The organism is Nonomuraea sp. NPDC049655 (assembly GCF_044465465.1).
GTDB lineage: Bacteria > Actinomycetota > Actinomycetes > Streptosporangiales > Streptosporangiaceae > Nonomuraea.
In genome coordinates this window covers 145,264-164,436 of record NZ_JBITLS010000004.1, presented here as the reverse complement: position 1 = coordinate 164,436, position 19,173 = coordinate 145,264, and the positions used below count along the sequence as shown (strand labels likewise).

At 70.2% G+C, this 19,173-nt stretch carries 18 protein-coding genes; 11 read left to right on the top strand and 7 right to left on the bottom strand.

All coding sequences use genetic code 11. The annotated features are described in order from the left end of the window. Positions 1-1,120: 1,120 nt before the first annotated feature. Complete coding sequence (locus ACIBQ6_RS14705) at positions 1,121-3,622, top strand: ATP-dependent Clp protease ATP-binding subunit (RefSeq protein WP_352358595.1); 2,502 nt, start codon at positions 1,121-1,123, stop codon at positions 3,620-3,622. Between the two features lie 774 nt (positions 3,623-4,396). Next, a complete protein-coding gene (locus ACIBQ6_RS14700; RefSeq protein ID WP_357702269.1) occupies positions 4,397-5,335 on the top strand; it encodes a TIM barrel protein in 939 nt (312 codons plus the stop codon). A 55-nt stretch (positions 5,336-5,390) separates the two neighbouring features. Here the strand turns inward: ACIBQ6_RS14700 and ACIBQ6_RS14695 are convergent, their stop codons facing one another. Beyond that, complete coding sequence (locus ACIBQ6_RS14695; RefSeq protein WP_387671501.1) at positions 5,391-5,861, bottom strand: MarR family winged helix-turn-helix transcriptional regulator; 471 nt, start codon at positions 5,859-5,861, stop codon at positions 5,391-5,393. A gap of 59 nt (positions 5,862-5,920) precedes the next feature. Between ACIBQ6_RS14695 and ACIBQ6_RS14690 the strand changes: the two genes are divergently transcribed. Beyond that, on the top strand, positions 5,921-6,298 hold the full coding sequence (locus ACIBQ6_RS14690; protein ID WP_397212341.1) for a cupin domain-containing protein: 378 nt from the start codon (positions 5,921-5,923) through the stop codon (positions 6,296-6,298). 61 nt (positions 6,299-6,359) lie between these two features. Then, complete coding sequence (locus ACIBQ6_RS14685; RefSeq protein WP_358291599.1) at positions 6,360-6,776, top strand: cupin; 417 nt, start codon at positions 6,360-6,362, stop codon at positions 6,774-6,776. A gap of 7 nt (positions 6,777-6,783) precedes the next feature. Here the strand turns inward: ACIBQ6_RS14685 and ACIBQ6_RS14680 are convergent, their stop codons facing one another. Next, positions 6,784-7,659 carry an A/G-specific adenine glycosylase gene (locus ACIBQ6_RS14680; RefSeq protein ID WP_352358604.1) on the bottom strand — a complete coding sequence of 292 codons (876 nt, stop codon included), beginning with the start codon at positions 7,657-7,659 and terminating at the stop codon, positions 6,784-6,786. Between the two features lie 78 nt (positions 7,660-7,737). On the opposite strand from ACIBQ6_RS14680, the gene ACIBQ6_RS14675 reads away from it, so the two are divergent. Continuing rightward, the gene (locus tag ACIBQ6_RS14675) at positions 7,738-8,409 is read left to right on the top strand and encodes a hypothetical protein (protein WP_358291601.1); all 672 of its coding nucleotides are present in this window, start codon (positions 7,738-7,740) and stop codon (positions 8,407-8,409) included. Positions 8,410-8,419: 10 nt separating this feature from the next. Here ACIBQ6_RS14675 and disA read toward each other — a convergent pair whose 3' ends face one another. The 5 genes from disA to ACIBQ6_RS14650 all read right to left on the bottom strand — a co-directional run bounded on the left by disA (position 8,420) and on the right by ACIBQ6_RS14650 (position 12,619). Further along, the gene (gene disA, locus ACIBQ6_RS14670) at positions 8,420-9,496 is read right to left on the bottom strand and encodes a DNA integrity scanning diadenylate cyclase DisA (protein WP_352358608.1); all 1,077 of its coding nucleotides are present in this window, start codon (positions 9,494-9,496) and stop codon (positions 8,420-8,422) included. Between the two features lie 40 nt (positions 9,497-9,536). Then, the gene (radA, locus tag ACIBQ6_RS14665; RefSeq protein ID WP_358291604.1) at positions 9,537-10,943 is read right to left on the bottom strand and encodes a DNA repair protein RadA; all 1,407 of its coding nucleotides are present in this window, start codon (positions 10,941-10,943) and stop codon (positions 9,537-9,539) included. 37 nt (positions 10,944-10,980) lie between these two features. Next, the gene (gene trxA, locus ACIBQ6_RS14660; RefSeq protein ID WP_352325882.1) at positions 10,981-11,289 is read right to left on the bottom strand and encodes a thioredoxin; all 309 of its coding nucleotides are present in this window, start codon (positions 11,287-11,289) and stop codon (positions 10,981-10,983) included. Next, on the bottom strand, positions 11,286-11,660 hold the full coding sequence (locus ACIBQ6_RS14655) for a MerR family transcriptional regulator (RefSeq protein ID WP_397212338.1): 375 nt from the start codon (positions 11,658-11,660) through the stop codon (positions 11,286-11,288). Before ACIBQ6_RS14655 ends, trxA begins: the two co-directional genes overlap by 4 nt. Positions 11,661-11,920: 260 nt before the next feature. Beyond that, positions 11,921-12,619: a class I SAM-dependent methyltransferase gene (locus tag ACIBQ6_RS14650; RefSeq protein WP_397212336.1), complete on the bottom strand. Its 699-nt coding sequence runs from the start codon at positions 12,617-12,619 to the stop codon at positions 11,921-11,923. A gap of 115 nt (positions 12,620-12,734) precedes the next feature. On the opposite strand from ACIBQ6_RS14650, the gene ACIBQ6_RS14645 reads away from it, so the two are divergent. The 6 genes from ACIBQ6_RS14645 to ACIBQ6_RS14620 all read left to right on the top strand — a co-directional run bounded on the left by ACIBQ6_RS14645 (position 12,735) and on the right by ACIBQ6_RS14620 (position 19,162). Further along, a complete protein-coding gene (locus ACIBQ6_RS14645) occupies positions 12,735-13,544 on the top strand; it encodes a sugar phosphate isomerase/epimerase (RefSeq protein WP_358291607.1) in 810 nt (269 codons plus the stop codon). After that, positions 13,541-14,329, top strand: coding sequence for a class I SAM-dependent methyltransferase (locus ACIBQ6_RS14640; protein WP_358291608.1), 789 nt, complete (start codon positions 13,541-13,543; stop codon positions 14,327-14,329). The genes ACIBQ6_RS14645 and ACIBQ6_RS14640 overlap by 4 nt, the downstream gene beginning before the upstream one ends. 16 nt (positions 14,330-14,345) lie before the next feature. Next, positions 14,346-14,930: a TetR family transcriptional regulator gene (locus ACIBQ6_RS14635; RefSeq protein ID WP_397212333.1), complete on the top strand. Its 585-nt coding sequence runs from the start codon at positions 14,346-14,348 to the stop codon at positions 14,928-14,930. Between the two features lie 126 nt (positions 14,931-15,056). Beyond that, positions 15,057-17,156, top strand: a complete 2,100-nt coding sequence (locus tag ACIBQ6_RS14630; RefSeq protein ID WP_358291610.1) for a (Fe-S)-binding protein — start codon at positions 15,057-15,059, stop codon at positions 17,154-17,156. A 147-nt stretch (positions 17,157-17,303) separates the two neighbouring features. After that, positions 17,304-18,098: a hypothetical protein gene (locus tag ACIBQ6_RS14625; protein WP_397212331.1), complete on the top strand. Its 795-nt coding sequence runs from the start codon at positions 17,304-17,306 to the stop codon at positions 18,096-18,098. Then, the gene (locus ACIBQ6_RS14620) at positions 18,095-19,162 is read left to right on the top strand and encodes a glycosyltransferase (protein ID WP_357975264.1); all 1,068 of its coding nucleotides are present in this window, start codon (positions 18,095-18,097) and stop codon (positions 19,160-19,162) included. Before ACIBQ6_RS14625 ends, ACIBQ6_RS14620 begins: the two co-directional genes overlap by 4 nt. Positions 19,163-19,173: the final 11 nt, after the last annotated feature.

Genomic DNA, 19,173 nt, shown 5'->3' with positions numbered 1-19,173 from the left:
TCGCCTAGGACCCCGGCGAGCGCCATAAGCGCATGATCGTTTTTGTGGGGAGTTCGTGAATCCCCGGACCACTTGTTGATCTTCTAATTCGCCCAAATGTGGGCGTATTGCTCGCTCGTGTCGCCGGACAAGGCGCCGCGTGGGAGTGGAACGTGCCGGGCTTTGCGGCCGGCGTCCGTGTCAATTCCCGGGCGCCGCCGGGCTCGCCGCGTGTTGGCCGCCATGTTCGCCGCCGTGTTCGTCGCCGTGTTCGTCGCCGTGTTCGTCACCCGCGGCCGGAACGGGCCAATGCCGTCACCCGCCGCAATGTTCCCCTTCCCGGCTCCCGCGGCGTACGCGCAAAGCGGTGACGCTCCGCCGCACAATCGGGCAGCCGGTGCTTCCCGAAGCGCCGTCGCGAGCCCTGTTCCGGTACCGGGTACTTCCGTCTTCTTACGGCCTTGTGCGGGGTTCTCAGGGCTTGTCGGCGCTTGTTCGAGCCTCTCTTCGAGCCTCTTCGAGCCTCTTCGGGCTTCTCTTCAGGCTTCTTGGTGGGGCGGGCCGTGGATGACCGGCAAAACGCCGGCCTGCGGCTGGTGGGGCGCGATGGAAAAACCGGTGGCCTCTCCCGTGTGCCGCGCATTGTCCCGTCGCGGGACCCTCGTGCGCACCGGCGATCGGTAACCCGGCTGACCCGATGGGGAATACGTGTGACGTGCGTTGCGTGCCGAGTTGTGCTCAGGGCGTAGCGCCCGCGCTTGGACGCGGTTTGGAGCAGCACATACGATGATTACGTAACAGATACGGGCGCGGGCATCGGAGATGCGTGGCCGGCGGGCACCCCAAGGCCGGCTTCGCCCCGGCGTCCGACGGCCGATCCGTGTTGGTCCGCCCTGGGCCGCGGGCGTCGAATTCCAGGCGCTTCCGGGAAGCGCCTAAACATCGTTCGCTTGCGGCGTATCGGGAACACGTCACCCCCGAACAGTAGTTGGATAGAGGGTGAACGCCCTGCTCTCGGGGAACGTCTCTGCTATAGAGCGTGTCAGCGGCAGTGGGCACGGTTCGCCGAGCCAGGGCTAGCATGCGGGATGACGGGACCGGATTTACCGGCCTGACTGACCGCTCTGTGAGGAGCGACGAGATGTTCGAGAGGTTCACCGACCGAGCGAGGCGTGTTGTCGTCTTGGCCCAAGAAGAGGCCAGGATGCTCAACCACAACTACATCGGCACTGAGCACATTCTTCTTGGTTTGATCCATGAAGGTGAGGGCGTAGCCGCCAAGGCTCTGGAGAGCCTCGGCATCAGCCTTGAGGGTGTGCGCCAGCAGGTCGAGGAGATCATCGGCCAGGGCCAGTCGGCTCCGTCGGGGCACATTCCGTTCACCCCGCGGGCCAAGAAGGTCCTCGAGCTGTCGCTCCGTGAGGCTTTGCAGCTGGGTCACAACTACATCGGCACCGAGCACATCCTGCTCGGGCTCATCCGCGAGGGTGAGGGTGTGGCCGCCCAGGTGCTGGTCAAGCTTGGAGCTGATCTCAACCGTGTCCGGCAGCAGGTCATCCAGTTGCTCCACGGTTACCAGGGCAAGGAGCCGGCCGCCGCGGGTGGTCCTCAGGAGTCGGCGCCGTCCACGTCCCTGGTGCTCGACCAGTTCGGCCGCAACCTGACCCAGGCGGCCCGTGAGGGCAAGCTCGACCCGGTCATCGGCCGTGAGAAGGAGATCGAGCGGGTCATGCAGGTCCTCTCCCGGAGGACCAAGAACAACCCGGTGCTGATCGGCGAGCCCGGCGTCGGCAAGACCGCCGTCGTCGAGGGCCTGTCGCAGAAGATCGTCAGGGGCGAGGTGCCCGAGACGCTGAAGGACAAGCAGCTCTACACGCTTGACCTCGGCGCCCTGGTCGCCGGCTCCCGCTACCGCGGTGACTTCGAAGAGCGCCTGAAGAAGGTGCTCAAGGAGATCCGCACGCGCGGCGACATCATCCTGTTCATCGACGAGCTGCACACGCTCGTCGGCGCGGGCGCCGCCGAGGGCGCGATCGACGCCGCCAGCATCCTCAAGCCGATGCTGGCCCGTGGCGAGCTGCAGACGATCGGCGCCACCACCCTCGACGAGTACCGCAAGTACCTCGAGAAGGACGCCGCGCTGGAGCGCCGCTTCCAGCCGATCCAGGTGGCCGAGCCCTCTCTCAGCCACACGATCGAGATCCTCAAGGGTCTGCGCGACCGCTACGAGGCCCACCACCGCGTCTCCATCACCGACGACGCCCTGGTGGCCGCCGCGCAGCTGGCCGACCGCTACATCAGCGACCGCTACCTGCCCGACAAGGCGATCGACCTCATCGACGAGGCCGGTTCCCGGATGCGCATCCGCCGGATGACCGCTCCGCCGGACCTGCGCGAGTACGACGAGAAGATCGCCAACGTCCGCCGCGACAAGGAGTCCGCGATCGACGCGCAGGACTTCGAGAAGGCCGCTGCGCTCCGCGACCAGGAGAAGCAGCTCCAGCTCAAGCGCGAGCGGCGGGAGAAGGAGTGGAAGGCCGGCGACATGGACGTCGTGGCCGAGGTCACCCAGGAGCTCATCGCCGAGGTCCTGGCGACCGCCACCGGCATCCCGGTCTTCAAGCTGACCGAGGAGGAGTCCCAGCGCCTGCTCCGCATGGAGGACGAGCTCCACAAGCGGATCATCGGCCAGGACGACGCCATCAAGGGTCTGTCGCGGTCCATCCGGCGTACCCGCGCCGGTCTGAAGGACCCGCGCCGTCCCGGTGGCTCGTTCATCTTCGCGGGCCCGTCCGGTGTCGGTAAGACCGAGCTGTCCAAGGCTCTGGCGGAGTTCCTCTTCGGCGACGAAGACGCTCTGATCAGCCTGGACATGTCGGAGTTCATGGAGAAGCACACCGTCTCCAGGCTGTTCGGCTCGCCTCCCGGCTACGTCGGCTACGAGGAGGGCGGTCAGCTCACCGAGAAGGTGCGGCGCAAGCCGTTCTCCGTGGTCCTGTTCGACGAGATCGAGAAGGCCCACCCCGACATCTTCAACTCGCTGCTGCAGATCCTGGAAGACGGTCGCCTGACCGACGCCCAGGGCCGCGTGGTCGACTTCAAGAACACGGTCATCATCATGACCACCAACCTCGGCACCCGTGACATCTCCAAGGGCATCGGGGTCGGGTTCGCGAAGTCCAACGACACCGAGTCCAACTACGAGCGGATGAAGGCGAAGGTCCAGGAGGAGCTCAAGCAGCACTTCCGGCCCGAGTTCCTCAACCGTGTCGACGACATCGTGGTCTTCCACCAGCTGACGCCGAACGAGATCATCAAGATCGTCGATCTGATGCTCGCCCAGGTCGACGCCAGGCTGAAGGACCGCGACATGGGTCTCGAGGTCTCGCCGGAGGCCAAGCAGCTGCTCGCCGACCGCGGTTACGACCCGGTCATGGGCGCCCGGCCGCTGCGCCGTACGATCCAGCGCGAGCTGGAGGACTCCCTGTCCGAGAAGATCCTCTACGGCGAGCTCCGTCCGGGGCAGGTCGTGAAGGTGACGATCGAGGGCGAAGGCGACAACGCCACGTTCGTCTTCAAGGGCGAGTCCGCCTCGACGGTCCCGGACTCGGCGGCGGCGATCGCCGCACCGATCCAGCACTGACCGACCACCACCACCGAAAACCCCCGCCCCGGCGGGGGTTTTCGCGTTCCATCCCCCGACGCCCGACGCCCGATCGTCGTCCGCTGGCCGCCGGCCGCCGGCCGCCGGCCCCCGGCCCCCGGCCCCGGCCCCGGCCCCGGATCGCCCGGCCCCCGATCGCCGACTACCGATCAGCGACTGTCGATCGCTGATCGCCGATGCCCGGCCCCGGTCTCCGATCGGGCCGCTGGTGTTGCAGCGCCGCACGTCTTCGGGGTGCCGGCATTCTGCGGCGCCCTTCTCTGGGCGCTGGTTCTCTGCGGCGCCGTGTTGGCTCCGGTTTACGGCGGGCCCGGTGGGCCCTGGCGCCGTACGTGGCTGAGGGGGCCTGTAGGGGGCGGGAGCTGAGGCCGTACGTGGCTGGTTCCGGTGTGCGGCGCGTGTCCCTGGTTCGGGGCACGTTTGGACGTCGATGAGGGGGCTGGGCCTCTCGTTTGGCCGTCAGGGCGAACTGCCGCTGTGGTGGCTTCGAGGGGGCGGGGTGGGTTGTTGCTTAATTGTTGGATGGGTGGGTACGCCGCCACCGGTAGTAGTACTACACTGCGTAGAGCATCGCCAAGTCTCATCCAAGTGATCCGCAAGAGCGTGTTCCTAGAGTCGGAGCTGCTCCCTGGGGAGTAGTGAGGAATCGACTCAGGGCGGACGCGTGCGCCACCCGGAAGCAGGCATGCTCACACAGGGTTCGCGCGTCTGAGGCGGGCGACGGGAACACTCAAGCAAGCCGTGGAGGAACCGATGCGCCTGCGTCACAACGACGGAACGCTCGTTCACCTCGCCTACAACGCAGGTATCCACCCTGCCGAGGACCTGGAGAACCTGATCGCGCACCTGACCCGCTACGCGGTGCCGGTGCGCAAGAGGCTGGGTGTGGAGCGGATGGGCATCGGGCTGTGGTTGTCGCCCGGCGTCGCCGACCACCTCACGGCCGACCGCATCGAGCTTGTACGGCTGCGCCGCTCCCTGGAGGAGCGCGGCCTGGAGGTCGTCAGCCTCAACGGCACCGGCGGACGCAACCAGGAGGTCCCCGGCCCCGACTGGGCCAAGCCCGAGCGCTACCGCTACACCATGGCGCTGGCCAAGATCCTGGCCTTCCTGCTGCCCGACGACGTACGGTTCGGCAGCATCTCGACGATCCCGATCGGCTGGCGCCGCGACTGGCCCGCCGACCTGCACGCCATCGCCACGCGTCGCCTGGAACGGCTGGCCCGCGAGCTGCGCGGCATCTACAGCGTGACCGGGAAGACCATCAGGGTCGGCTTCGAGCCGTGGCCGGGGTGCGTCCTGGAGACGACCGAGCAGGCGCTGGAGCGGGTGGGCGGCATCGACTCCGAGCACCTGGGCGTGTGCCTGGACGCCTGTCACCTCGCCTGCGGGGCCGAGGAGCCCGGCGCGGCGCTGAAGGGCCTGGCGGAGGCCGGTGCGCCCGTCGTCAAGCTGGGGCACGTGCACAACCACACGGGCGAGACGCCGAGCACCGGCGCGGTGCTGCACGACACGCTGACCGCGATGTTGTCCGGCGCGGTCAGCGGGAGCGCGCACATCGAGGTCGAGACGCACAACCTGTTCGTGCCGGGGCGCGCGAAGGGGCCGGGCGCGCTGGTGTCGCTGCTGGCCGAGGAGCTGGCCTGGGCCCGTACGAACCTGACCAGCCTCGGCCTGCAACTGGCCGCCTGATCAGGAGGCCGGGGCCGGTGGAGCATGCGCACCGGTTCCGGCTCGGCTGATCCATTCAGAGGCCGGCGAACCAGCCTGGCGTGTCCAGCCGCCACATGTTCGCCGGCGTCATCCTGCGCAGGTCCGACTCCAGGGCCCGCAGGCGGTCCTCGCCCAGCTCCGCGGCCCATCGGGCGCGCAGCTCGTCGAAGATGCGGGCCGAGCGGTCGAGCGCGTCGACGCCGCGGGGCGTGAGGCGCACGATCTTGCGCCGGGTGTCGAAGTCGTCCCTGGTGCGCTCGACGTAGCCGGCGCGTTCGAGGGTCTCGATCGTCTTGCCCGCGGCCTGTTTCGACACGCCCAGGGTACGGCCCAGGTCGACGGCGGTCGTGCCGCGCGTGCCGATCGCCTGCATGACGAACCCGTGGTTCGGACGGAGTTCCGGATGGCCCTGGCGGGCCAGCTCGGCGTGCAGCTCGTCGATGAGCGTGCGGAAGGCCAGCAGAAGTCGTAGAGGCAGTTCGAAGCCTGGGGTGTCGCTTGACAAGATAGACAACCTGGTTAACTATATAGACAACGTAGTTGCCTATCTTAAGGGGTCAGAGCGTGTCTGTCATTCGTGCCGCGGATTCCCGGCGTTCCGAGACGCCGAGCGGGGTCATGACCACCTTCGCCTCGCCGACGCAGGGCGGTGCCTCGTGCGCGCTCTGGCGGGTCGACGCGAAGCCGGGCGTGGCGGGGCCCCAGCACGACATCGACACCGAGCAGGTGTGGAGCTGGCTCGCCGGCGGTGCCACCGTCGAGCTGGGCGACGAACGGTTCGTGGTGGGCGCGGGTGACACCGTCGTCATGCCCGCTCATGTCCTGCGCAGGGTGGTGGCCGACGAGCACGCCGGCTTCACGGCCGTCGTCACCGCCGCCGGCGGCGCCAGGGCCCTCATGCCCGACGGCACCGACGTCGGCACGCCGCCGTGGATCGCGTGATCGTCATCAGGAACGGGCGCGGCGCTGGGCTGTGCCCAGCCGAGAAGAAGGAGCTTGTGTGATGCCTGTCGTCATGTCCGCCGACGCACGTGCGGTCCGTACGCCCAACGCCCTGATGACCACGCTCGCCTCGCCCACCCAGGGCGGGGCCGGGCAGGTCATGTGGCGGGTGGACGCCAACCCCGGCATGGAGGGCCCGGTGCACGCCGCCGACCGCGAGCTGGTGTGGACCTGGCTGGCCGGCGGCGCGGTCGTCGAGCTGGGCGGCGAGCGGTTCGAGGTCGGGGCGGGCGACACCATGGTCCTGCCGGCCGACGTGAGCCGGCAGATGTTCGCCGACCCCGAGCACGGGTTCGTCTCGATCGTGGTCGCGCCGCCGGGCGTGGAGGTCTACAACCCCGGCGGCGAGTCCGCGCCCGACGCCTGCGACCTCGCCCCGAAGGGCACGGACCGCACCGTGCCCCCGTGGATGGCCTAGCGGGCGCTCAGGAGTGCGGCAGCCGGTACGTGCCGTCGTCGAGCACCTCGGCCAGGCCGTCGGCGACCAGGCCGTCGAGGGCGCGTTCGCGCTGGGTCGCGTCGTCCCACACCACGTCGAGGGCCGCCTTCGGCACCGGGCCGTGGGCCGCGCGGAGCACCGCGAGCAGGCGGCCGCGGCACTGGCGGTCGGTGCCGGCGTACGTCTGGCCCTTGCGGGCGGGACCGGTGTGGGGTGGTTTGCCGGCCAGCCGCCACGCGCACAGGTCGGCGATCGGGCAGTCGGCGCAGCGCGGCGCGCGGGCCGTGCAGACCAGCGCGCCCAGCTCCATCACGGCCACGCCCCAGCGGGCCGCGCCCAGCTCCGGCAGCAGCGCCTCGGCCAGCCGCCGCTCGGCCGCCGAGGTGGCCGTGGGCGGGTACTCCTCGGCCCGCACGGCCCGCGCGAACACCCGCCGCACGTTGGTGTCCAGGACGGCGTGCCGGCCGCCGTACGCGAAGCTGGCGACCGCGGCGGCGGTGTACTCCCCGATGCCCGGCAGGGCCAGCAGCGTCGCGTGGTCGGCGGGCACCTCGCCGCCGTGCTCGTCGGCTATGGCGCGGGCGCAGGCGTGCAGGCGCAGCGCCCGGCGCGGATATCCGAGCCGGCCCCAATGCCGTACGGCCTCGCCCGGCGGCTCGGCGGCCAGAGACTTGGGCGTGGGCCAGCGGGCCATCCACTCCAGCCACACCGGCAGGACGCGGACGACCGGGGTCTGCTGCAGCATGATCTCGCTGACCAGCACTCCCCACGGGGTCGCGTCGTCGGCGCGCCAGGGGAGGTCTCGGGCGTTGTCCTCGTACCACTCCAGAACGGGGGCGTGCAGGAGGTTCGGCTCAACCACGCGGTCAAGCGTATTCGTAGACGGGCTCGTTCGGCGTGTCGTCACTGTTGGTAGCCGATCAATTACCATGCTGTGCCTATGGATCCGGATTCGATGGGTGGCGACGGCGGTGACGTCTACTGGCGGCGTCGCATGAGCGTGCTGGTGGCCGTGCTCGTCGTGGTGGCCGTGGTGGCGTGGGCGTGCTCCAGCGGGGGCTCCGGGCCGGAACGCTCGTCCAGCGCGCAGAGCTCACCGAGCGCGACGCCGGCCACCGATCCGCTGCTCGCGGGCCTGCGCACGCTCGCCATGGGGACGGCCAGCCCGTCGCCCACCCCCGCGCCCAAGGAGAGCCCGGCCGCCAAGCCGAGGCGGCCGGGGGAGCCGTGCCCGCAGGACAGCCTGGTGCTGAGCCTCCAGGGCGGCAAGGAGCCGATCTACACCGGCGCGGCGCGTCCGACCTTCATCGTCACGCTGGTCAACACCGGGCCGGTGATGTGCACGGCCGACGTCGGGCCGCGGGCCATGGAGATCCGCATCACCTCGGGCGCCGACCGCATCTGGTCCACCGCCGACTGTGTCAGCGGGGTGGGCACCGAGGTCAGGGAGTTGCAGCGCGGGATCCCGTACGTGCGCACCCTGGAGTGGGACCGGCGCCGGTCGAGCACCGACTGCCGCTCGTCCCCGGCCTCCGCCCTGCCCGGCACGTACGTGGCCACCGCCCGCATGGGCGCGCTCCGCAGCGGCAAGGGCGTCTTCCACCTGCGGTGAGCGGCCGGCCTCAGACGTAACGTTCGAGGATCGACGACTCCGCCAGGCGGGACAGGCCCTCGCGGACGCTGCGGGCGCGCGACTCCCCGACGCCGCCCACCTCCTGCAGGTCGTCGATGCTGGCGGCCAGCAGCTTCTGCAGGCCGCCGAAGTGGTTGACCAGCCGGTCGACCACCGTGGCGGGCAGCCGGGGCACCTTGGCCAGCAGCCGGAAGCCGCGCGGGCTCACCGGGCTGTCGAGCCGCTCGGCGCCGCCGTGGCCCAGCACGTGCGCCACGGCCGACAGGTCGAGCAGCTCGGCGCCCGACAGGTGGTCGAGGTCGTGCAGGGCCTCGACCAGGCGCTTCTGGCGGCGGCTCGCGGGGGCCGGCAGGTAGTCGCGCACGACCAGCTCGCGCTCGGAGTCGACGCCCGCCACCAGCTCGTCGAGCTGCAGCGACAGCAGCCGGCCGTCGGTGCCCAGCTCGACCACGTAGCCCTTGATCTCGTCGGAGATGCGCCGGACCATCTCCAGGCGCTGGGCCACCGCCGACACGTCGCGCACGGTGACGAGGTCTTCGATCTCCAGCGCCGACAGGGTGCCGGAGACCTCGTCGAGCCGGTGCTTGTAACGCTCAAGGGTGGCCAGGGCCTGGTTGGCCTTGGACAGGATGGCCGCGGACTCCTCCAGCACGTAGCGGATGCCGTCGAGGTAGAGGGCGATGATCCGCATGGACTTGCTGATCGCGATGATGGGCAGGCCCGTCTGCCTGGCCACGCGCTGGGCGGTGCGGTGGCGGGTGCCCGACTCGTCGGTGGGGATCGCGGGATCGGGGACGAGGTGCACGGCCGCCCGCACGATCTTCTGGTCGTTGCTCACCACGATCGCGCCGTCCATCTTGGCCAGCTCGCGCAGGCGGGTGGCCGAGAACTCGACGTCGAGCTCGAAGCCGCCGCTGCAGACCTCTTCGACGGTCCTGTTGTGGCCGAGCACGATCAGGCCGCCGGTCTGCCCGCGCAGGATGCGCTCCAGGCCGTCGCGCAGCGGAGTGCCCGGCGCCACGGCGGCCAAAGCGTCGCGACGGCGGTCGTCAAGACTCCTGTCCACCTGACCCCCGTGTCGATTGGTCACGCCCAGCTTAGCCGTGCTATGTGACGTGCGTGAGTGCGTCCCAGACGTTCTCGGCCTGGACGACCTCGAACCCGGGGGCGAACGCCACGGGCCCGACGGGCACCAGAGCCCGCTGCCCGTTGCGCTTCCCGGCGCCCGTCTCCAGGGAACCGGCGGGCACGAGCGCCCGCTTGAACCCCAGCCTGGACGCCTCCGTCAGCCGCCTGCGCACGTCTTTGACCGGGCGCAACTCGCCCGCCAGGCCCACCTCGCCGAGCGCCACCAGACCGGGCGGCAGCGGCTTGTCGCCCGCGGCGCTCGCGACGGCGAGCATGACCGCCAGGTCGACGGCCGGATCGGCCAGCTTGATGCCGCCCACGGTGGCGGTGAACACGTCGCAGCCGCCGAGCCGGGCGTTGAGCCGGCGCTCCAGCACGGCGAGGATCATCTGGACGCGGTAGGTGTCGAGCCCCGAGGACGTGCGCCGCGGCTGCTGGGCCTCGGTGCGGGCCACGAGCGCCTGCACCTCGGCGGGCAGCGGGCGGGTGCCCTCGACGGTGACGGTGACGCAGGTGCCGGCGACCGGCTCGCTGCGCCGCGAGACGAACAGCCCGCTCGGGTCGGTGATGCCCTCGATGCCGCGCTCGTGCAGGTCGAAGCAGCCGACCTCGTCGGTGGGGCCGAACCTGTTCTTGATCGCGCGGACCATGCGCAGCCTGGAGTGGCGGTCGCCCTCGAAGTTGAGCACGACGTCGACCAGGTGTTCGAGGGTGCGGGGGCCGGCGATCGAGCCCTCTTTGGTGACGTGGCCCACCAGGACCGTGGCGAGGTTGCGCTCCTTGGCCATGCGCACCAGGTTGGCGGCCACCTCGCGCACCTGGGTCACGCCGCCCGGCACGCCGGTGGTCTGGGCCGAGCCGACCGTCTGGACCGAGTCGACCACCAGCAGGCTGGGCTCGACCTTGTCGACGTGGGTGATCAGCGCCGACAGCTCGGTCTCGGCGGCGAGGTAGAGGTTGTCCTGGATGGCGCCGATGCGGTCGGCCCGCAGGCGCACCTGGGCCGCCGACTCCTCGCCCGTCACGTAGAGGACGGTGGTGCGCTCGGCGATGCGGGCCGCGGCCTCCAGCAGCAGCGTGGACTTGCCGATGCCGGGCTCGCCGGCCAGCAGCACCACCGCGCCGGGCACCAGGCCGCCGCCGAGCACCCGGTCGAGCTCGCTCACCCCGGTGGTGCGGGCCGCGGCCACCTCGGCCTTGACCTGGCCGATGGGCAGCGCGGGCCCGGTGGTCGCGCCGCCCTGGACGACGTTGACCCCGGCGCGCGCGCCCTCCTCGTCGACAGTGCCCCACGCCTGGCACTCGCCGCACCTGCCGACCCACTTGCTGGTGCGCCAGCCGCACTCGGCACAGCGGTAACCGGGCTTCTGCGCTGTCTTGGCCATGTCGAGCAGGCTAGCGGCCCGTGCCGACAATCCTCGACTACCGCGTGAGGCCCAGTTCCTGCACCAGCAGGCGCTTGGGCCGGGCGCCGACGATCTGCCTGACGGGCTCGCCGTTCTCGAACAGCAGCAGCGTGGGCAGGCCCATCACGCCGTAGCGGGACATGATCTCGGGGTTCTCGTCGGTGTTGAGCTTGCCGATGGCCAGGCCGTGCTCGGCCTCGATCTCGTCCAGGACGGGGGCCACCATGCGGCACGGCGGGCACCACTCGGCCCAGAAGTCGACCAGCACCGGCTTGTCGCTCTTGAGCACCTGCTCCTCGAAGTTGTCGGTGGTCAACGTGATCATTTGTCTCCCCTTACGAAACAGCCGGGACACGACTGGGCGAGCTGGGCGGCGACCTCGGCGCGGCGGGCGAGCAGCACCCGGATCTCCTCGTCGATCTGCATGATCTTGCGCTGGTAGACCTCGACGGACTCCCGGCAGGAACCGCCCGAGCTGTGGCCCGAGCGCAGGCAGTCGACGAAGGGACGGGTGTCCTCCAGCGTGAATCCGACCGAGAGCAGCGACCGGATCTCGGCCACCAGCTTGACGTCCTCCTCGGCGTACTCGCGGTAGCCGTTGGGGCCGCGTCTGGCCGAGAGCAGGCCGTGCTGCTCGTAGTAGCGGAGTGAACGGGGGCTCACCCCGGTGCGTTCCGCCAGCTCCCCGATGCGCATGCCACCACGGTAAACGTTGACGCCGACGTCAATGTCAAGCCCGCGCGCGAGGGAGTGCCGTCGCCTGGAGGAGCGGCGGGAGCGGAGCGACCAGAGCGGGGGAAGGCGGCGGCGTTTGGCGACCGAGCCCGCCGAACGGAGTGAGGCCATGAATTCAGAAGTGCCGTCGCCTGGAGGAGCGGCGGGAGCGGAGCGACCAGAGCGGGGGAAGGCGGCGGCGTATGGCGACCGAGCCCGCCGAACGCAGTGAGGCCATGAGCTCAGAAGTAGCGCCAGCGCAGCACGTTCGGGTAGAAGATCTCCAGGCCGGGGGTCTCCGCGACGGCCTGCTCGGCCACCTCGGGGGCGAACTCGATGCGCAGCACGGCCTCCAGGTCGGCCCGGCGCTCGAAGGTCATCGTGAGGTCGAGCGGCCGCCGCTGCCAGCCCTGACGGACCCAGAACGCCTCCACCTCGCGCGCCGAGTACGTCGGCACCGTGCGGGAGAACCAGCGGCCGAACGAGCCGCGGGTGGCGTCGAGGTCGATGACGAACGCGGCGCCGCCGCGGCGTACGACGCGGGACAGCTCGCGCAGGCCGGGCTCGCAGCCGGGGCCGAAGAAGTAGGCCCAGCGGGCCATGGCCACGTCGACGCTGGCGCCGGGCAGCGGGAGGTCCTGGGCGGCGGCGGCGTGCACCGAGACGTTGGGCAGGTTCGCGCAGCGGCGGCGGGCCAGGCCGGCCAGGTCGCCGTGCGGTTCGACGCCGATCACGGCGGCCGCGTCGGCGGCCAGGACGGGCAGGTGGAAGCCGGTGCCGCAGCCGATGTCGAGCACGGTGGCGCCGGCCCAGGGGCGCAGCTCGCGCATCGCGGCGTCGGCCGCGCCTTCGGGGTCCACGGCGCGGTTCTCCAGCTCGTAGACCTGGGGAGCGTTCCAGATGTTCGGGCTGGGGATCGCGCCTCTGGCTATCCGTGGCATGGGCCCAACCGTAGCGGGGTTCGAGGGAGTGTCTTTGAGGTGGGATGGGGGGTTGGGTAGGGCTATCTGGTGGGGCTCACGCGCCAGAGGCGCTTCTCCGGCTTAGGCTGGCAACGTGGCTGATGTCATCCGCGTGCCCAATGCGAAGATCGCATTGTCCACCGCCTCGGTATATCCAGAACGCACTCCCGACGCGTTCGAACTGGCCGCGCGCCTGGGCTACGACGGTGTCGAGATCATGGTCGGCGCCGATCCGGTGAGCCAGGACATCGACGTGATCGAGCGGCTGTCCGAGCACTACCAGGTGCCCGTCCTGGCGATCCACGCGCCCTGCCTGCTCGTGACGCAGCGGGTGTGGGGCAGAGACCCCTGGGCCAAGCTGGTCAGGGCGCAGAAGGCGGCTGAGCGCCTCGGCGCCTCGACCGTCGTGGTGCACCCGCCGTTCCGCTGGCAGCGCGACTACGCCCGCGACTTCGAGAACGGCCTGGCCCGCATGCGTGACGAGACCGATGTCACGTTCGCGGTCGAGAACATGTTCCCGCTGCGCGCCAGGGGCAACGACGTGGTGCCGTACTCGCCCGACTGGAACCCGATCGACTACGACTTCCCGCAGGTCACCCTCGACCTGTCGCACACCGCGGTGTCCGGCTCCGACGCCATGGAGATGGCCACCAAGCTCGGCGACCGGCTCGCCCACCTCCACCTGGCCGACGGCATGGGCGTGACCAACAAGGACGAGCACCTGGTCCCCGGCAGGGGCAACCAGCCGTGCGCCCAGATGCTGGAACGTCTGGCGAACTCGGGCTACGGCGGCCTGGTGGTGCTGGAGATCAACACCCGCAAGGCGGCCAGCCGCACCGAGCGCGTCGACGACCTGGCCGAGGCGCTGGCCTTCGCCCGCCTGCACCTGGCGGCGTCCCGATGAACGTGGGGCCGACCAGGAACGTGGGGCCGACCAGAGACCTCGCGCGGGTCTTCGACAGCGTGGCCGACGCCTACGACGCGGGCCGCCCGTCCTATCCCGACGAGATGTACCGCGCGCTCACCGAGGTGACCGGGATCGAGCTCGACGGCGCCACCGCGATCGACGTGGGCGCGGGCACCGGCATCCTGACGCACGCGCTGCGGGCCCGCGGCTCCCAGGTGATCGCCGTCGATCCGGGGGCGGAGATGCTGGCCCGGCTGGTCGCGCGGATCGACGGCGAGCCGCCGGCGGTCGCCGCGGTGATCGCCGACGGCAACGCGCTGCCGCTGGCCGACGGGGTGGCCGACCTGGTGACGTACGCCCAGTCGTGGCACTGGCTCGACCCCGTCGTCTCGATCGCCGAGGCCAGGCGGGTGCTGCGGCCCGGCGGCGCGATCGTGGGCTGCTGGAACCTGCACCACGCGGCGCAGGCCGAGTGGCTGGCCGCCTACGAGGCGCGGCTGGCCGAGGCGGTGCCCACGTACTGGGGGCCGGCGGTCGAGGAGTGGTCGGTGCCGCCGATCGCCGCTGCCTTCGAGGTGGTCCAGGAGCGCTGGATCCCGTGGACGAGGCTGGTCGGCATCGAGGACTTCCTGCTCGACCTGCGCTCCCACTCGTACATGGCGGCGCTGTCGCCGGACGCGGCCGACGAGCTGGTCGGGCGGCAGCGCGCGGAGCTCAGGAAGGCCTTCCCCGAGGGCGTGCTGTCGGTGCCGATGCGGGTGTACCTGGCGGTGGGCCGGTGACCGGCGGGACGCGGCCATGAGCAACGTACGACGCCGTCCCGGCCGCAGGCCCGGGTCGGCCGACACGCGCGGCGAGATCCTGACGGCGGCGCGGCGGGTGTTCGCCGAGAAGGGCTTCGACAAGGCCACGGTGCGCGGGATCGCGCGGGAGGCCAAGGTCGACCCGGCTCTGGTCCACCACTACTTCGAGACCAAGGAGGGCATGTTCGCGGCGGCCATGCAGCTGCCGATCACCCCCGACGAGGTCATCCCGCTGTTGCTGGACGGCCCGCGCGAGGAGATCGGCGAGCGGCTGGTGCGGATGATCCTGCGGGTGACCGCCGAGCCGGAGACCCGCGAGCCGATGATCGCCCTGATGCGCTCGGCGCTCACGAACGAGCAGGCGGCGGCGATGTTCCGGGAGTTCATCACGAACGCGCTGCTCTTCCAGGTGGCCGACCGCCTTGGTGTTCCGCACCTACGCATCGAGGCAGCTTTTGGCCAGATGTACGGCGTGATCATGGGCCGTCACGTGATCAAATTGGAGCCGCTGGCCAGCGCCGATCCGGAGGAGCTGGTCGAGCTCGTCGCCCCGACCATACAGAGGTACTTCACGGCGTAGAGCATTGTTCTGTATAGGGCACTGACCATAGGGTATGGATGTCATCCCGGGAAGTTACTGGCCGGTAAGCTTCCTGGAAACACGTGTCCGTATGCTGGCAGCCATCGTCGTCTGTGGGAGGACCCCGTGCTCTGGGTAGCGATCATCGGGCTGGTCATGACCGTCCTGGCGGTGGCCGTCGCCGGCCGCAGGGTGTTGTTCCTGTTCAGGCTGGCGACCTCCGGGCCGCCCGCGCCCGAACGCGTCGAGTACGCCAAGGAGCACGCCGCCGACGAGCTCAAGGCCCAGCTCGTCGAGGTCTTCGGCCAGAAGAAGCTGCTGAAGTGGACGCCGTCCGGCACGGCCCACTTCTTCGTCATGTGGGCGTTCTTCATCCTGCTGACCGTCTACATCGAGGCGTACGGCGCGATCGTCCAGGGCGCGATCACCGGTGAGCCCGACTTCCACATCCCGCTCATCGGCACCTGGGGCGTGCTCGGCTTCCTCCAGGACTTCATCGCGGTCGCGTGTCTGCTCGGCCTGGTCGCCTTCGCGATCATCCGGGTCAAGAACTCGCCCAAGACGCTGGGCCGCAAGTCGCGCTTCTCCGGCTCGCACCTCGGCGGCGCCTGGCTCGTCCTGTTCATGATCTTCAACATCATCTGGACGCTGTTCCTGGCCCGCGGCGCCTCGGCGGCCAACGGCAACTTCCCCTACTCCTCCGGCGCGTTCGTCTCGCTGGCGCTCGGCGACGCGCTGCCGGCCAGCCCGCTGCTGGAGGAGATCGCGCTGCTCCTGCACATCGGCTTCATGCTGGTGTTCCTGGTCATCGTGGTGAACTCCAAGCACCTGCACATCTTCACCGCGCCGCTCAACGTGCTGTTCTCCCGGCGTCCCAACGGGCTCGGCGCCGCGTCCGAGCTGCGCGTCGACGGCAAGCTCGTCGACTTCGAGGACGAGGAGCTCGACGCCGAGCGCCTGGGCCGCGGCAAGATCGGCGACACCACCTGGAAGGGCTTCCTCGACTTCTACTCCTGCACCGAGTGCGGCCGCTGCCAGTCGCAGTGTCCGGCCTGGAACACCGACAAGCCGCTCTCGCCGAAGATGCTCATCCTCGACCAGCGCGACCACGCCTTCAAGGTGGCCCCGTACCTGATGGCCGCCAGCACCGAGCACGCCGACACCGACGTGCTCGCGCTGCTGGAGAAGCCGCTCGTCGGCGAGGACGGCGTCATCCACCCCGACGTGCTGTGGTCGTGCACCAACTGCGGCGCCTGCGTCGAGCAGTGCCCGGTGGACATCGAGCACATCGACCACATCCTCGACATGCGCCGCTACCAGGTCATGGTGGAGTCGTCGTTCCCGTCCGAGGCGGGGGTGATGGTGAAGAACCTGGAGAACAAGGGCAACCCGTGGGGCATGTCCGAGATGAAGCGGGCCGACTGGATCGAGGAGCTCGACTTCGAGGTCGAGCTGGTCGAGGAGAAGATGCCCGAGGACGCCGAGTACCTGTTCTGGGTGGGCTGCGCGGGCGCCCTGGAGGACCGCGCCAAGAAGACCACCAAGGCGGTCGCCGAGCTGCTGCACATCGCGGGCGTGAAGTTCGCGGTGCTCGGCCCGATGGAGGCGTGCACCGGTGACCCGGCCCGCCGCCTGGGCATGGAGTACCTGTTCAACATGCTCGCCCAGCAGAACATCGAGACGCTGAACGAGGCCGGCGTCAAGAAGATCGTCGCGACCTGCCCCCACTGCTTCAACACCCTGGCCAACGAATACCCGCAGCTCGGCGGCACCTACGAGGTCGTGCACCACACGCAGCTGCTGTCGAAGCTGGTGGACGAGGGCCTGCTCACCCCGGTCACGCCGATCGAGGAGAAGATCACCTACCACGACCCGTGCTTCCTCGGCCGCCACAACAAGGTCTACTCCCAGCCCCGCGACATCATGTCGAAGGTGCCCGGCGTGCAGACCCAGGAGATGCACCGTCACAAGGACCGCGGCTTCTGCTGCGGCGCGGGCGGCGCGCGCATGTGGATGGAGGAGCGCATCGGCAAGCGCATCAACACCGAGCGGGTCGACGAGGCGCTCACCACGAATCCCGACACCGTCTCGACCGCGTGCCCGTTCTGCATGGTGATGCTCGGCGACGCGATCAACGAGAAGAAGAACAACGGCGAGGCCAAGGAATCGCTGGAAGTCGTGGACGTCGCGCAGCTGTTGATCAAATCGGTCAAGGGCGCTTCCTGACCACGGAAAGTCGGACTCCTCTACAGGCTCTGTAGAGGAGTTCCGCACGTCACGGGCCTCCTCGCTGGAAATCTCCCATCCACATAACGGGAAAATCACGGTAACCTCAACGTCGCATGGCCTTATTCGACGGGGAGGGGGCTGGTGATGCGCGTCGTGGTCACGGACGCCGAAGTCACCCTGGCCGACGTGCTCTCCCTGCGACTCGCCATCGATGAGCCCCTGCGTGACGGCACCGAGCTCGTGCTGCGCCATCGCGCCACGGGGGTCGAGCGCGACGTGCGCCTGGGCCGTACGGGAAGCCGGACGCGGGAGGCCACGCTGGCCGTCTCGCTGGCGCCGCTGGAGCTGAGCGCCGGCCGCTGGGACGCCTACCTGCGGCACGAGGGCAGCCGCAGCAGGCTGCGCAGCGTGGACCCGGGGTTCTCCCTCGACCACCTCGACGCGTACGCGCTGTGCCGGCGGACGCTGGCCTACCGGTCGTACCGGACGCGGAACGGGTTTCTGGCCCTGAAGATAGCCGACGCCAAGCCGGTGGCCGAGGTGCGGGCGATCTGGTTCAGGGAGGGCCGGTTCGAGGTGACGGGGCTGCTGGCGTACACCGGGCTGGAGGACGACGACGCGCGCCGCGAGGCCACGCTCACCCTCGACCGCAGGCCGACCAGGGAACGGGTGTCGGCCAACGCCACCGTCCAGGGGGTGCGCTTCCACGCGGCGGTGTCGCTGGTGAACGTGGTCGAGGCCGACCCCGACACGGCCGGCACCTGGGAGGCAGCGCTGGAGGTCGAGGGCGTGCCCACGCCGCTGCGGCTGGGCGCCTGGCTCGACGACGTCGACGGCAAACGAAGACGGCTGCACTACCCGTCGGCCGAGATCGACGGCGTGCCCGTCCGGCCCTGTTACACCGCCGACGACGAGCTGCGCATCGAGGTGGGCGGATGAAGGTCAGCCTGGTGCTCGCCTCGGCGTACGGCATGCGCGGCGACGTGCGCGCGACGCTCAACCTCGCCACCGCCCTGTCCGAGCGGCACGAGGTCGAGGTCATCAGCGTCCGGCGGCAGAAGGAGAAGCCGTTCTTCCCCATCGGCTCCAAGGTGGCCATGCGCAGCCTGGTCGACGCCCGTCCGGGGGTGCGCCACCTGCTGCCGCGGGGCCAGATGCGCACCGAGATGGCGCTCTGGCGGCTGCTGCGCGGGCTCAGGTCCGACGTGCTGATCACCACCAGGCCGGGCATCGGCGTCCAGGTGGCGCGGCATGCTCCACGTGAAACCCTCAAGATCGCCAGGGAGTGGGGGCGGCCCGCCGTCCCCGGGCCGGTGCAGCGGCTCTACCCGCGCCTCGACGCGGTCGTGACGGCCACGGAGTCGGCCCAGGAGGAATGGGGCAGGCTGCTCGGCGACGGGTCCGCCGTCCACTCCGTGCCGGACGCGCTGCCGGGCGGCCCGTGGCCGCGCTCGCGGATGGACAACCGGATCGTGGCGGCCGGGGGCCGGTGGGTGTCGGTCAAGGCGTACGACCGGCTGATCAGGGCGTTCGCGATCGTGGCGGACAAGCGTCCCGACTGGCGGCTGCGGCTCTACGGCGGCGGCCCCGAGGAGCGGCGGCTGCGGTCGCTGGTGAACGAGCTCAACCTGCACAACCACGTCTACTTCATGGGCGTCACGCCCGACCTGGCGGGGGAGTTCGCCAAGGCGTCGATCGTGGCCAACCCCTCCCGCAGCGAAGACCTGGGCATGACCGTGCTGGAGGCCATGGGGTGCGGGGTGCCGGTGGTGGCCTTCGAGGGCGCCAGGGGCCCCAGGGAGTTCGTGGCGACCGGCTACAACGGCGTGCTGGTGCCCGAGAGCGAGAGCGAGGCGCAGCACTTCGCGGGCGCGCTGCTCGCGCTCATCGACGACGAACGCCGCCGGCGCTCGCTCGCGGCGGGCGCCCTCGACACCGCCGTCCGCCATTCGGCCGAGGAAGTCGCCGAACAGTGGGAGAAGCTGCTGTCAGATCTCCGCTAGCTCATACGGGT

Excerpts from the sequence above, each read along its gene's own strand:
- ACIBQ6_RS14705 (WP_352358595.1), top strand. The coding sequence starts at position 1,121 with ATGTTCGAGAGGTTCACCGACCGAGCGAGGCGTGTTGTCGTCTTGGCC.
- ACIBQ6_RS14700 (WP_357702269.1), top strand. The coding sequence starts at position 4,397 with ATGCGCCTGCGTCACAACGACGGAACGCTCGTTCACCTCGCCTACAAC.
- ACIBQ6_RS14685 (WP_358291599.1), top strand. The coding sequence starts at position 6,360 with ATGCCTGTCGTCATGTCCGCCGACGCACGTGCGGTCCGTACGCCCAAC.
- ACIBQ6_RS14675 (WP_358291601.1), top strand. The coding sequence starts at position 7,738 with ATGGATCCGGATTCGATGGGTGGCGACGGCGGTGACGTCTACTGGCGG.
- radA (WP_358291604.1), bottom strand. The coding sequence starts at position 10,943 with ATGGCCAAGACAGCGCAGAAGCCCGGTTACCGCTGTGCCGAGTGCGGC.
- trxA (WP_352325882.1), bottom strand. The coding sequence starts at position 11,289 with ATGATCACGTTGACCACCGACAACTTCGAGGAGCAGGTGCTCAAGAGC.
- ACIBQ6_RS14655 (WP_397212338.1), bottom strand. The coding sequence starts at position 11,660 with ATGCGCATCGGGGAGCTGGCGGAACGCACCGGGGTGAGCCCCCGTTCA.
- ACIBQ6_RS14650 (WP_397212336.1), bottom strand. The coding sequence starts at position 12,619 with ATGCCACGGATAGCCAGAGGCGCGATCCCCAGCCCGAACATCTGGAAC.
- ACIBQ6_RS14640 (WP_358291608.1), top strand. The coding sequence starts at position 13,541 with ATGAACGTGGGGCCGACCAGGAACGTGGGGCCGACCAGAGACCTCGCG.
- ACIBQ6_RS14635 (WP_397212333.1), top strand. The coding sequence starts at position 14,346 with ATGAGCAACGTACGACGCCGTCCCGGCCGCAGGCCCGGGTCGGCCGAC.
- ACIBQ6_RS14625 (WP_397212331.1), top strand. The coding sequence starts at position 17,304 with ATGCGCGTCGTGGTCACGGACGCCGAAGTCACCCTGGCCGACGTGCTC.
- ACIBQ6_RS14620 (WP_357975264.1), top strand. The coding sequence starts at position 18,095 with ATGAAGGTCAGCCTGGTGCTCGCCTCGGCGTACGGCATGCGCGGCGAC.